The 13,502-nt window shown below is 62.7% G+C and carries 11 protein-coding genes and 1 pseudogene; 1 reads left to right on the plus strand and 11 read right to left on the minus strand.

Annotation, left to right across the window (positions count from 1 at the left end; genetic code table 11):
* Nucleotides 1-121: 121 nt before the first annotated feature.
* Nucleotides 122-465, plus strand: a pseudogene (locus AC1A0G_RS03845) (transposase); the annotation flags it as partial.
* Between the two features lie 197 nt (nt 466-662).
* Here the strand turns inward: AC1A0G_RS03845 and AC1A0G_RS03850 are convergent.
* The 11 genes from AC1A0G_RS03850 to AC1A0G_RS03900 all read right to left on the minus strand — a co-directional run bounded on the left by AC1A0G_RS03850 (nt 663) and on the right by AC1A0G_RS03900 (nt 13,486).
* Nucleotides 663-1,379, minus strand: coding sequence for an HAD hydrolase-like protein (locus AC1A0G_RS03850; protein ID WP_476527656.1), 717 nt, complete (start codon nt 1,377-1,379; stop codon nt 663-665).
* Between the two features lie 141 nt (nt 1,380-1,520).
* On the minus strand, nt 1,521-1,868 hold the full coding sequence (locus AC1A0G_RS03855; protein WP_476527658.1) for an RNA polymerase-binding protein RbpA: 348 nt from the start codon (nt 1,866-1,868) through the stop codon (nt 1,521-1,523).
* 99 nt (nt 1,869-1,967) lie between these two features.
* A complete protein-coding gene (locus tag AC1A0G_RS03860) occupies nt 1,968-4,610 on the minus strand; it encodes a DEAD/DEAH box helicase (RefSeq protein ID WP_476527660.1) in 2,643 nt (880 codons plus the stop codon).
* 4 nt (nt 4,611-4,614) lie between these two features.
* A complete protein-coding gene (locus AC1A0G_RS03865) occupies nt 4,615-4,926 on the minus strand; it encodes a hypothetical protein (protein WP_476527661.1) in 312 nt (103 codons plus the stop codon).
* A 42-nt stretch (nt 4,927-4,968) separates the two neighbouring features.
* A complete protein-coding gene (locus AC1A0G_RS03870) occupies nt 4,969-6,915 on the minus strand; it encodes a helix-turn-helix transcriptional regulator (RefSeq protein WP_476527663.1) in 1,947 nt (648 codons plus the stop codon).
* A gap of 151 nt (nt 6,916-7,066) precedes the next feature.
* Nucleotides 7,067-8,461, minus strand: coding sequence for a UTP--glucose-1-phosphate uridylyltransferase (locus tag AC1A0G_RS03875; protein WP_476527873.1), 1,395 nt, complete (start codon nt 8,459-8,461; stop codon nt 7,067-7,069).
* Between the two features lie 269 nt (nt 8,462-8,730).
* Nucleotides 8,731-10,287, minus strand: coding sequence for an anthranilate synthase component I (locus tag AC1A0G_RS03880; RefSeq protein ID WP_476527664.1), 1,557 nt, complete (start codon nt 10,285-10,287; stop codon nt 8,731-8,733).
* Nucleotides 10,284-10,712: a phosphoribosyl-AMP cyclohydrolase gene (gene hisI / locus AC1A0G_RS03885; protein WP_476527666.1), complete on the minus strand. Its 429-nt coding sequence runs from the start codon at nt 10,710-10,712 to the stop codon at nt 10,284-10,286. The genes AC1A0G_RS03880 and hisI overlap by 4 nt, the downstream gene beginning before the upstream one ends.
* A gap of 75 nt (nt 10,713-10,787) precedes the next feature.
* Nucleotides 10,788-11,558, minus strand: a complete 771-nt coding sequence (gene hisF, locus AC1A0G_RS03890; RefSeq protein ID WP_476527668.1) for an imidazole glycerol phosphate synthase subunit HisF — start codon at nt 11,556-11,558, stop codon at nt 10,788-10,790.
* Between the two features lie 135 nt (nt 11,559-11,693).
* On the minus strand, nt 11,694-12,539 hold the full coding sequence (locus AC1A0G_RS03895) for an HAD family hydrolase (RefSeq protein ID WP_476527671.1): 846 nt from the start codon (nt 12,537-12,539) through the stop codon (nt 11,694-11,696).
* Complete coding sequence (locus AC1A0G_RS03900) at nt 12,536-13,486, minus strand: L-lactate dehydrogenase (protein ID WP_476527672.1); 951 nt, start codon at nt 13,484-13,486, stop codon at nt 12,536-12,538. Before AC1A0G_RS03900 ends, AC1A0G_RS03895 begins: the two co-directional genes overlap by 4 nt.
* Nucleotides 13,487-13,502 lie beyond the last annotated feature (16 nt).

Genomic DNA, 13,502 nt, shown 5'->3' on the forward strand with positions numbered 1-13,502 from the left:
ACGACGCTACCTCGACATGTCCCGACTCGGTGAGACCGTACCAGCAGCGAACTGATCATCGTCACAGGGACGGACGAAGACCAAAGTGCGCAAGATCTCGGGCACTACCCTGCCGCACTGACATGACGAGGAACACGTCCAGCAGGGTGATTATCTACCAGATGCGACATCTGTCCAGGCACCTGAGAAACTCGCTGACGTGGACCAAGGATCCGAGCTCGTGCTACAGGCGCATCTCGACCGCCCTGGACATGAACGTGTACTTTCTGTGATCCGCACTCCTCGTGACAGCGGGACACGAACGAGAACACGAATAGGCGCCAGGACTTCCCGAAGGTCACCGACCCGAGCGGATACTCGCAGGCCTGTCTGAACGCAGCCGCAGAGGAGATGAACGACCGGCCGAGGAAGACACTCGGGTTCCGAAAGTCCGATGTCATTCTCGACCTGCTCGACGCAAAATGATACGATTACACAAACAAATCCAACCAGCAACACAGGTGTTGCACACTATCACTTAGAATCCATCCCGTGCATATTCCACTCCAACAATGCTCATCCACAACAATCTGATACACACGCGTTCGCAGCCGCACATATATCAGATACCGCAGATCGATCGTACGGCCACGAACGCAACAAATTATATTTCAGTCAATCAATCAGCCGAAATATTCCTCGACCGCACCGGACAATTCGGCCACGGTGTCGATGCTTCGGTAGCAACCGTGCTGCGCGAGTTCGCCGGGTTCGGAATATCCCCAGCCGCATCCAAGGCAATCCAAGCCACATGCCGATGCGCCGTCCGCGTCGGTCCAACGGTCGCCGACCATCAACGCACGGTCGCCGGCCGCGGCGTCGAATCCGATGCGGTCGAACGCATACCGGATCACCTGGTCTTTATCAAGTCGCGAATTGTCTCGGCTGGCGCCATACACGCCGTCGACCATGCCGGTCAGGCCGAAGTGATCGCAGATCGGCACTGCCTGGTATTCGGGCTTGCATGTGGCGATGGCGAGGTAATATCCGGCCTTGCGCAGCGCCGCGAGCTGTTCGGGGATGCCGTCGTACACGCGGTTGTACAGACGGCCCGGCACCAGATGGCCCGGATCGTTCGGATCGTCGAACACGGCCTTGTCGGCATAGTATTCGCGGTAGATGCGCACGGCTTCGTCCAGCTTGTCATCCGGGATATGATTGCGTTTGAACGATTCAATGATGGCCGGTCCGATGAACCGATGCAGCTCGTCATCATCCGGCACGGGCAATCCCAGTCCTTCGAACGCCTTGACGACGCAGGCGATGATGCCGAAGTGGGATTGCGTGAGCGTGCCGTCCAGATCAAGCAGCACGACGTTCAACGGATGGTTCTGGGTCATATTCGTCTCTCCCCTGTGTTCGGCAACAAGCGCGATGCCGACGATTGCAAACGCATACAATTATGCCCGGCCATCATGACCGGGCATCAGTTCACGTGTTGTTCAGCTCCGCGGATGAAACCGGCGGAACGACGGCACGCATCACTCGTAGTCGGGAATCCATCCCTCGCGGTGCATCTGCAGACGCTTGTCGAGCAGGGTCTTGAGTTCCTCCTCGCTGCGGCGCTCGAGCAGCATGTCCCAGTGGGTGCGGGTCGGCTTGGTGATCTCGTCCGGTTCCTGGTCGCCGTCGCCCTCGCGATGCGCGGTGGCGCCGCAACGGCACTCCCATTCCTCGGGGATCTCCGCTCCGTCGGCGAACGGCAGGATCGTACGATGACCTTTCGGACAGATGTACGCCACCTCCGTACGAGCCGCGAAATCGACGTTCTCGTCGGATTCCAGCGATTTCGCGCCGATGCTCATGCCTCTGAGGCTACGTTCCGCCATGAGTTCCTCCTTATATCACAATCCGTACTACGTTATCGAACAGTTGGGACGGGCGTTCTATTCCCGTTGCCACGCAATCCGGCGACCATGATTCACCGTTTAGTCCACGCCGGAATATGAGACGATGCCGCGGTTGACCTGGTCCGCCGCCTCATGCGCGGTGCGGGCCAGCTTCTCGCCCTTCTCGCCCAGCAACGGCGCGGCGGTAGCGATCTGCTGCAGCACGTCCGCCAGACGTTTCGCGTTGCGCACGAAATCGCCGCCGGTCAATTCGGTGCCGCGCAGGATCGACGCGAGTTCCTCACCATCCGCCCACTCGTACATGATGTCGGCGATGCCGAAATCGAGCTGGGCCGGCGCGTCCAGCCCGGCATCCTCGCATTCGATGCGAATCTCGCCGTGGATGCCACGCAACTCCTGCGCCGTCCATGCGACCGGTCCTTGCGATCCGCCCGGGTAGTAGCGTGGCTCTCCCCCGCCGCCCCGACGCGCCTCGTAGATCAGCGACGACAATACGGATGCGAGACACTGTGGCGGCAACATGTCGAACGTGCCGGCGCAGATCGCCTGCGCGAGCACGAGATCCTGTTCGCTGTACAGGCGACGCAGCAATTGGCCGCGTTCGGTCAGCCGGTATCCAAGACGGGTATCCACTGCCGTACGGTCGGTACCGTTGCCGGCATCGACCGATGCGACAGCCGGACTGTTCTCCCGCTCGAGATATCCCAAACGGTACAGGATGTCGCAGATACGATCGAACTGCCGCGCGACCGAACCGGTGCGTGAATCGTACCGATCCCGCACCCGCTCCAATTCGCGCGTCTCGCGCGCCCAGCGATGTCCCCACTTGAGATGCTGCTGCAGATCGGGGCAACTGCGGCACGGATGCTCGCGATCGGCTTCTTTGAGTTCGGCGATCTGCCGGTCGAGTTCGCGGAACGCGGCCGACCGCTGCTTGTCGGTACGGAACGACGTCTGCTTGAGTTTGCGTCGTCCGGCCTTCTCCAGATCGGACAGTTTCATGCGGATCGTCATGAAATCCTTGAAATCGCCGTGATCGCACACGAATGCCTGCTCGTAGCCGGTGAGGGCCTTCTCCAGCGTATCGATCTGCGATTCGAGCTGCCATGCCGACTCGTTGGCCTCCCACTGCGCGAACGAGTGGTCAAGCGTGACGCGTGCCGTTTCGTAATCGCTGGAATTGAGCAGGTTGACGGCCATGTTGAACGTCGGACGGAAGCTCGAGTGCAACGGGTAGACGCGTTTGCTGGACAATGCAGCGGCCGTGGCCGGGATGAACCCGCGATGGTCCACGACGATGGCGTGCCCGATGGTGTCGATGCCTCGACGCCCCGCGCGGCCGGTCAGCTGGGTGAACTCCCCCGGCGTGAGCTGCACATGCCCGGTGCCGTCGAATTTCTCGAGTTTTTCGACCACCACGCATCGTGCCGGCATGTTGATGCCCAGCGCCAGCGTCTCGGTGGCGAACACCATCTTGACCAAGCCCTCTTCGAACAGTCGCTCGACGATCTGACGGAACAGGGCGACCATGCCCGCGTGATGCGAGGCGAACCCCTCTTCAAGCGCGAATCGGAACTTCGAGAAGCCGAGCGCTTTGAGATCGGTCTGCGACAACTGGCCCTCGACCATCTCGTCGACGATGCGGCGGATGCGACGCACCTCGTCCTCGGTGGTCAGTTCCAGCCCGGCGTTGATGCACTGTTCGACCGCCTGATCGCAACCGTTGCGCGAGAAGATGAAGTAGATACCGGGCAGCATATCGAGATAGTTGAGCTCATCGACGACCGCCCAGCGTTTGGGAGTATGGCGTTCCGGCTTGCCCCGTTCCGGTCGTCCGTTCGCGCCAACTCGCCCCCGGCCGTTCTTGCCGCCGCGTTTGGTTGGTCGCTCCTCGCCACGTCGGCGCGCGGCCCTGCGGTCGAGCTGATCGAGCCGGTTGACGAGTTCGGCGTTGAGCTTGGTGGTCTGCCGGCCGTATTCGTCGTGTTGATACAGGTCGATAAGTTCCGGCTCGGTATGGTCGTCGGCCTGAACCAGCACATGCTGTTCGAGCGGCACCGGACGCGTTTCGGAGACGACCAGCGTGGTCTCGCCGCGTACCGAGGTGATCCACTGCGAGAAATCCTCGACGTTCGACACGGTGGCCGACAGTCCGATGATGCGCACGGATTGCGGCAGGTGGATGATGACTTCCTCCCATACCGGTCCGCGGAACCGGTCGGCGAGGTAATGCACCTCGTCGAGGATCACGTAGCCGAGTGCGGTGAGCGTGGTCGAATGCTCGTAGAGCATGTTGCGCAGCACTTCCGTGGTCATGACCACGATGTCGGCTTCGGAGTTGATGGAGGTGTCGCCGGTGAGCAGACCGACCTTGTCGGGGCCGTACACGGCCACGAGATCATGGTACTTCTGGTTGCTCAGCGCCTTGATCGGCGTGGTGTAGAACGCTTTGACGTTGCGTTCCTGCGCCAGATACATGGCGAAATCGGCGACGACGGTCTTGCCGGCACCGGTCGGCGCGGCGACGAGCACGTTACGTCCGGCCTCCAAGGCCTCGTTCGCCTCGCGCTGGAAATCGTCGATCTCGAACGGCAGTGTCGCCGCGAACCTCGTGGCCAATGACCGAGCCTGTGCCTTGGTCTTCTGGAAGGCGGCATAGCGTTGCGCAGGAGACGGAGAAACCGTGGAATCGGTACGGGAATTGCGATGATGACGCGGCATGATCCTACTTGTTGTTCCATTCCGCCCACTGACGGACGTGACGTTCGCGCTTGGCCGCCTGTCGTTCCACGACTCGGGCATGCGCCGTGGCGTATCGGTCGGCGACTTCGGTCAGCGGTTCGGCGAAGGATGGGGTCTGCGGGGCATCGGCAGACGGTTCCTGCTCCTGCATGGCGTTCAGCAATTCGCCGATACGCGCGCCGACGCCACTGACGTTACGAATGCCGCGCATCGCATGGATGACGGCATAAGCCACGCCGGCGATGATCATGGCGATCATGAACAGTGCCAGCAGCAGCCAGATCCACCAAGGCATGGTTCCTCTCCTTCACCTGTCCGCTACGCGGTTCCGATACGGCTACTCGCCGGATGCTTCGCTGTCGTGCTGGCTGACGCTGAGTTCGCGCTGTGCACGGGCCACGATCATCGTACGCAACGTCTCGGGCGCCACCGCGGTGATGTGGCGGGCGTGCGCGATGCAGAACGCCACGAACCACGAGTCGGACGACACGGTCAGATGCACCTTCTGTCCGTCGCCGTACGGTTCGACGGTGGCGCCGGACAGCGTCTTGGGGAACGACAGATCCGGCTGATCGGTGATGAACACCGCGGCGGTGCCGTTGTCGAAGCTCCACTTGCGCAGTTCGTTGACCGGCACGTCGGGAATGCTGATCGGCTTGGTCGGCTTGACCAGTTCGGTACGTTCGATGCGGGCGAGGCGCAGCACCTGCCAGATGCGCGGCTTGCCGTTCGCCTTGTTGATGCGCGTGTCCTTGACCACTAGATGCTGCTTGTCCTTCGGCGCGACATCAGCGACGTCGGTCCATACGGCCGCATAGTACACGCCTTCGTCCACGAAGATCTTCGCCGGCGCGACGAGCTTGCGGCGGGTGCGGCCCGCACCGTCCGTGTATTCCATGTCAAGCAGCGAGTCGGTGGAGATCGCACGTTTGACCGCGGAGAAGCTGCGCGGTTCAAGCTCGTATCCGGTCAGGCTCAGCCACGGGGTCTCCCCCGGCACGACATGCGCGTGCAGCCGTTCGTACAACGAGCGCGCCTGATCGCGCTGCTCTTCGGGCAGCAACGGCGAATGTGCCAAATAGCTCACCGACGCGGTCAACAGGCTCAGATACTGCGGCGAAATGCCGGCAAGACGCTCCAAGCCAAGCGAGTTCGTGGCCGAGACGATGCCTTCGGCGTCAAGCAGCGACCAGTCGATGTCGAAGAACTGGCTTCCGGCCATCTCGCCGTCATCGGACACGGTGGTGAGCGTGTTGATGTCCTTGTGGATCACGTTCACGAACTTCTTGAGCTCGTCCTCGCTCTTCGCCTTGCCGATGAAGCGTTCGGCGAGTTCGGCGAGCGAGTATTCCTCGCCGAGATGCGCGGACAGGAACAGCATGAGGCGCAGACGACGGTCGACCTCGCTGCCGGTCTGGAACGAGGCGCTCTTCTTCTGGTGCGCCTTCGACAGCTCGGGATCGTCATCGTCGTCCGTCGCGGAACGGTCATGATGGCTGCTGATCGCCGAAGTGACGACCGTGGCGCTGTTGTCGCCGGACGATTCGTCGGCGAGCACGAACTGCGTGGCGGCGTCGAGGCGACGGTGGAACGCGGCCACCGCTTCGGGCGGGCTGACCACGTAGGCACCGGGATGCTCGAGCACGAACATCGCCAGATCGTCAGAATCGGTGTACGCGACGTTGATATGCTCCCCGTCGACGTCCGCGGTCGCGGCGAACCGACGGGAATCGATCACCTTGACCAGCGTCTCCGGAATGGTCTGTGTGCCCAGGCCTGGCGCGATCGAATCGAGGCCAAGGCCGGGAATCGGGGTCTGCGGCACACGAGGCGTGGTACGCGAAGCATGCTGAGCCTGCTGCTCCTGCTTGGCGGATGTCGAAGACACGGAGATGGAACGGGCGAGGTAGTTCGCCGCCGCCAACACCGGCAGGTCCTCCTGCTCGAAGTGCAGACGAATACGCGGTTCGTCGCCAAGCTGAAGACGGTAGGACGCGAAATCCTGACCTTCGGACTTGGATGAATACTCCGGTTGCCGCGATTCGATGGCGATGCCCATCGCCGCCAGCTTGGCGCGGTCACGCTGGAACTGCTTGGCGAATGCCGCCTTGGCCGCCTGATCCGCAAGCTCGCCATACGAATCCGCGTACGCCTTCACACGCTGCGCGATCTGACGGGAGGTAAGCCATTGCGGAAACGCGGATGACAACACAGCCAGTACGTCGAGCTCATGCTTGCCCCACTTGTCAGAAAAACGCCGCCTTCCGTTGGTTCCCTCTGCCATTAGTCCTCACGTATCGTTAACGTTTCGTTATAAGTGTGCCGCCGTAATGGCAACACCTCACTCTATATTAGAGGCAATTTTCGGCGATGGCGTCATTTTCCCGAAAAAAAACGGGTCTTTTTCCTATCAGCCTACCGAGATAATCCCCCGATCACACCCAGTCGTCCGGTTCGATGCCTTGCGGTCCAACGTATTCGCCGTTCGGCACGTAGCTCGGCTCCCCCTGATCGGTGAGCTTCGCATCCGAGAACAGGATCACATCGCGGCCGAACGTCCAGTCTCCGTCGATGGTGACGGAATTGGCCGCGGCCAGCGACGGCACGCCGTACGGGAACCGTTCGTCGAAGTCGGCGATGGTCTTGTAGTAGCGCGGATCGAGCGTTACGTTCGGGAAGATGTAGTTGCCGTCCTCCATCTCGTACGAGTCCGTCAGATGGAATCGATCGGAACGCATGATGAACAGATCGTCGGTCGTCTTGACCGGCAGGAAGCGCATGCGGTCGACCTGCACGCAGATCGCACCGTCGAACAGGCTCACCGCCGCGCCCATCGCCGTTTCCAACTGGATGACGGGGGTCGAATCAGGATTGGTCGGATCGACGGTCTTGTGGTTGCGGATCACCGGCAGCGGCAGCACGCCGTTGTATTCGGCGAGCTTGGCCTTGAGCGCGTCCACGCGAATCCACAGGCTATTCGTATTGAAATACGGGTGCTTGTGGATATCCTGAGCCGCGGACTTGTCATCGGGGTGGACCTGGCTCATCTCACGCAGCACGAGACGGCCGGTGGCCTTGTCGCGCACGATGTGGCCGCCCTTACGGTCGGCGTAGGTTCGTGTGGCGACCTCGATCATGAACGGCGCGCCGGTGTTCTCGAAATGCTGTGCCAGCGTACGCGACGGGCGGGCACCCAGATTGTCGGAATTGGAGATGAACAGGTACTTGAAACCGTGTTCCTCGAGCTTGTCGAGCAGACCGGATTCCCAGATCGTGGAGAACAGGTCGCCGTGTCCCGGCGGGCACCATTCGAGTTCCGGATTCTCGGGATACGAGGCCGGTTCGCCGGTTGCGGCGACGATCTTCGGTTCCTGATGCTGCACGATCTCCACGGGAATGTCTTCCTGGTGGAACTTGCGGTTGCGGTGGATCACCTTCATGGTGTCGGTGGAGGTGCGGAACGAGTTCATCAGCGTCAGCGGCAGCGGCACGCCCATGCGCGTGCGCGTGGTGAGCACCTGGCCGAGGATGATGTCGATGAAGCGGACCTGCTTGGCCTTGTGACGGCGCACGGGCAGCAGCGACTTCGCACATTCCAGACCCATCGAGGTGCCGAGGCCGCCGTTGAGCTTGAGGAACGCGGTTTTGGCGAACGCGTCGATGGCCTTGTCGTGGTCGATCGTCTCGTATACGTCGTGGAAGCTCGGCACGTCGGTCAGCGGCTCAACGTCGGATTCGCGAATCCAGCTGCTGGCCTCCTCGTTGCGCCATACGTCGTACAGGCGCTTGAACTGGGCAATCGCCACGTCGCTCATGCCATGATCGTGCATTTTCTGCGCGGACAGATCGAACACGTCGTTCACTACGTATCCTTTCGAGAAATGAACAAAACTGAAGAACAGTTTAACCGAAAAACAGTCAGATGGCACGCGATAACGGGGGTGTCTGTGAATAGTTGATGAACAAAACGATGATCGGTACGATATCGCGTGCGTATGGGTATCGCCGAATCAGGCTATCGGCGACGGGAAACGGCATGCCGCGCCTACGGATAACGGTAGGCGCAGCATGCCGATCGGAATGGCCGTACCGGTCGGCGTTACAGTTCGCGCAGCTGTGCGGCGATTTTCACCGCTTCGACGCTGGCTTCGGCCTTGTTGCGCGTCTCCTGCCATTCGGTCGCGGGCACGGAGTCGAGCACGATGCCGGCGCCGGCCTGCACGCTCGCCTCGTGGTCGCGGATGAATGCGGTGCGGATCGCGATGGCCATGTCGAGGTTGCCGGAGAAGTCGAAGTAGCCGACGGTGCCGCCGTAGATGCCGCGGTCGGCCGGTTCCAGCTCGTCGATGATCTCGATCGCACGCGGCTTGGGCGCGCCTGACAGTGTGCCGGCCGGGAACGCCGATGTGAACACGTCGAACGCGGTCAGATGCGGGTCCACACGTCCGGTGACGGTCGAGCAGATGTGCATGATGTGGCTGAACCGCTTGATGTCCATGAGCGAGACCACTTCGACGGTGGTCGGGTCGCACACGCGGCTCAGATCGTTGCGGGCGAGGTCGACGAGCATGATGTGCTCGCTGCGTTCCTTCGGATCGGCGAGCAGCTCCTTGGCGAGACGCGCGTCTTCCTCCGGGGTCGCGCCGCGCGGCCGGGAGCCGGCGATCGGGAACGTCATCGCATGGCCGTTGTCGACCTTGATCAGCGTTTCCGGGCTGGAGCCGATCACGTTGAAGTCGCGGCCCTCGGCGTCGGTAAGCGCCATGAAGTACATGTACGGGCTCGGGTTGAGCGTGCGCAGCACACGGTACACGTCGAACGGGTCGGCCGGCGAGTCGATATCGAGTCGTTGCGAGATGACGACCTGGAACACGTCGCCGTCGACGATGTGCCGTTTGGCGGCTTCGACGGCCTGCTCGTAATGGCTTTTCTCGGTGCGGAACCGCAGTTCGGGCTGCGCGGCCCGCTCGTCGAGGACGTTCACGCGAGATTCGCCGTCGACCGGGGTGGCCGCGTCGCGCTGCATCTGGTCGAGTCGGGCGACGGCCTCGTTGTAGGCGGCGTCGGCACGGGTCGGCTTGTCGTCCACGTTCACGGCGTTCGCGATGAGCCATACCGAGCCGGACACGTGGTCGACCACGGCGATGTCGGTCGCCAGCGCGAGCACCGTCTCCGGCTGGCCGGTTTCGTTCGGGGCCTCGGCGCGCAGCGTCGGCTCCCAGTGGCGGATCGCGTCCCAGCCTACCGTGCCGACCAGGCCGCTGGTCAGGTTCGGCAGACCGGCCACGTGCGGCGCCTTGAGCGTCTTCAGCGCGGCGTGCGCGACCTCGATCACGTCGCCGGTCGTCGGCACGCCGGCCGGCACGGTGCCCAGCCAGTCCGCCTTGCCGTTATTGGATCGCAACTGGGCCATCGAATGCACGCCGATGAAGCTGTAGCGGCTCCAGGTGCCGCCGTATTCGGCCGATTCGAGGATGAACGTGCCGGTTCGTCCCCCGGCGAGACGCTCATAGAATCCGACCGGCGTAAGCGAGTCGGCGAGCAGCCGCCGCACGATCGGGATTACGCGGTAGCCTTCGTCGGCCAGTTCGTGGAACTGTTCGCGGCTCGGCCATGTCGCGCCCCATGTCAGATGTTCGACGCTGCACTCGCTCATGCCTGATCCTCCTGTTCTCCCGTTACGCTTGCGCCATCCTCCTGCGCTGCCGTGCGATGTCCTTCGACGCACGGCAGCGGGCCTCCTTCGAGGAAGCAGCTGCGCTTGCCGGTGTGGCACGCGGCCCCCACCTGATCGACCTCGACGAGCAGCGCATCGCCGTCGCAGTCGAGCGACACGGACTTCACGTACTGCACATGACCGGACGTATCTCCCTTGCGCCAGTATTCCTGCCGCGAACGCGACCAGAACGTGACCCTGCCGGTGGTGAGCGTGCGGCGCAGCGCCTCGTCGTTCATATAGCCGACCATCAGCACCTCATGCGTGTCGTACTGCTGGATGACCGCGGCGACCAATCCTTTGGTGTCCCGTTTGAGTCGTGCCGCGATGCGTGGGTCGAGCGTCGCGCTGTTGTCGTATTCCATGACTGATATATCCCTCTTGCTTCCTGTCTGGATAAGCATTGTCTGATCGATGACGTTGACGGTGCGGCGGAAGAGTCAGCGTACCGTATAGCCGGCGCGACGCAGTTCGTCCTTGACCTCGCCGATGGTGACCTTGCCGTAGTGGAAGATCGATGCGGCGAGCACCGCGTCGGCCCCGGCCTCGATCGCCGGCGGAAAATCGGCCGCCTTGCCGGCGCCGCCCGACGCGATGATCGGGATCTTCACTTCCTTGCGCACGGCTCGAATCATCTCAAGATCGAATCCCTGTTGCGTGCCGTCCGCATCCATCGAGTTGAGCAGGATCTCCCCCGCGCCAAGCTCCTCGGCCCGCTTGACCCACCAGATCGCGTCGATGCCGGTCGACTTGCGGCCGCCCATCGTGGTCACCTCGAATCCGGACTGTGTGTGCTGTTCTCCGCGTTCGCGCCGGGCGTCGACGGACAGCACGAGCACCTGATTGCCGAATCGGTCGGCGACGCGGCTGATCAGCGACGGATCGTTGATCGCGGCGGTGTTCACGCCGACCTTGTCCGCGCCGCAGCGCAGCAGGGAATCCACGTCTTCCGGCGTGCGTACGCCGCCTCCGACGGTGAGCGGGATGAAGATCTGCTCGGCGGTGCGGGCCACCACGTCGATCATGGTCTGCCGGTGCGAGCTGGATGCGGTCACGTCGAGGAACGTCAGCTCATCGGCGCCCTGCCGGTAGTATTCGGCGGCCAATTCGACCGGGTCGCCGGCGTCGCGCAGGTTTTCGAAATGCACGCCTTTGACCACGCGTCCAGCATCGACGTCCAAGCATGGGATGACTCGAATGGCCAGCGACATATTCACTCCTGTGTTTTGCGTGCGGTACGTTACGCACAACAGGTTAGCGTGCGCCCGCTGCGGGCGATGCGCACGATTCCGTTACGTGGAACGCAAACCGTGCGCATCATGCCGGCGTCACGCCGACCCGTGCCGTCACGACAGGTTCGTCTCGATCCACTGCGCGACGCCGTCCTCGTTGTTGCACGGGCATATCTCGTCCGCGATGTCGAGCACTTTCGGATTCGCATTCGCCACGGCCACGCCCAGACCGGACTCCTGCATCATCGCGATGTCGATCACGTCGTCGCCGAACGTGACGGTGTGCTCCAGCGGCACGCCCAGCCGGTCGCACACGATGCGCAGCGCATGCTCCTTGTTGGCCTCGGGGCTCATGAGCATCCACATCGTGCCTTCGGAGATGTGCACGTCGAAATCGTCCGGCACCAGCGTCTCCAGCCGTTTCCACTGCTCGTCGTCGGGGAAGACGATGATCTTGTCGGCGATGCCGGCCGGGATGTCGCCGTCCGAAAAATCGGTGTAGCGCCACGTCTGCGTCTTCCAGTAGACGCTGACGTCGAAGTTCGTGTACCGCACGTCGTCCATCACGATGCCGATCTTGAGTCCCGGCAGTTCGCGCAGGAAGTCGCGGCACACCTCGCAGGCGCGGGCGGACGGGAAGCCGATCTTCGCAAGGTGGCCTTCCTTGGCCGGCCGTTTGCCGGTGAGCAGGTCGAAGTCCGAATGCGCGGGGTCGAAGTCGATCAGGGCGCCGTTCAGGTATATGACCGCGTCGGCCGGCAGTTTGTCGGCGAAGGCGAGTCCGGTGCTGACCGGGCGTGCGGTGGCGATCGCGAACCTGATGCCGGCATCATGCATCCGTTCGATCGTCGCGACGGAGCGGTCGGTGATGGATCGCTGCTCGAACGTCTGCCCGTCGTGCAGCAACGTGCCGTCAAGATCGGCGACGACCAGCCGATATCCGTGACGATCGCCGTTCACAGCAGTCCCTCGCAATGCTCTCGGACGATTTCGGCCGAACGATGCAGTTTGGCAAGCTCGTCGTCGGTCAGGCCGAGTTCGACGATCTCGTTCGCACCGTTGGCACGCAGTTCGGTGGGCACGCCAAGGAACACGTCATGTTCGCCGTATTCGCCGTCGAGCAGCGTAGAGACGGGTACGATGCGGCGTTCGTCCCACAGGATCGTCTGCACGATGCCGGCAACGGTGGATGCGATGCCGAAGTTGGTGCCTCCTTTGGCCTTGACGATCTCGTCGCCGCGGCGACGCGTCTTCTCCTCGACCTCGGCGGTGGAGACGGACGAGAAGCGGCTTTGGTTGTCGGCGAGGAATCTCGCGAACGGCTTGCCGCCGAGCGAGACGGTCGACCATGCGGCGAACTGCGAGTTGCCGTGCTCGCCCATGACGAATCCGCCCACGTTGCGCGGATCAAGTCCCGTCTCCTCGCCGATGATGGTTTTGAGACGCGACGTGTCGAGCGCGGTGCCGGTGCCGAGCACCTGCGTGCGCGGCAGGCCGGAACGTTTCCATGCGTACCAGGCCATCACGTCGACCGGGTTGGACACCATGATGATCACGCCGTCGAAGCCGGAGGCCATGACCCGGTCGACCACGTCGCCGACCAGTCCGACCGTGAACCCGAGTTCGGCCATGCGGTTGGAGTTCGCCGGCGGCTTGCGGCCTACGGTGATGACGACGATGTCCGCGTCCTTGCAGTCGGAGTAGTCGCCGACGCGCACCTTGACGTGACGGTCCTGGAACTCGCTGCCGTCGTCGAGATCGCGGGCCTCCCCCAGCGCCTTGTCGGCGAAATGGTCGATGAGCACGAGCTCGTTGCACAGGCCGTGCGTGACGATGCCGAACGCGGCGGTCGAGCCTACCTGACCGGTGCCGACGATGACGACGCGGTTGCGGTTTGCAGTGACCATGAATCGATCCTTTCCT

This window comes from Bifidobacterium sp. LH_230 (assembly GCF_056357555.1).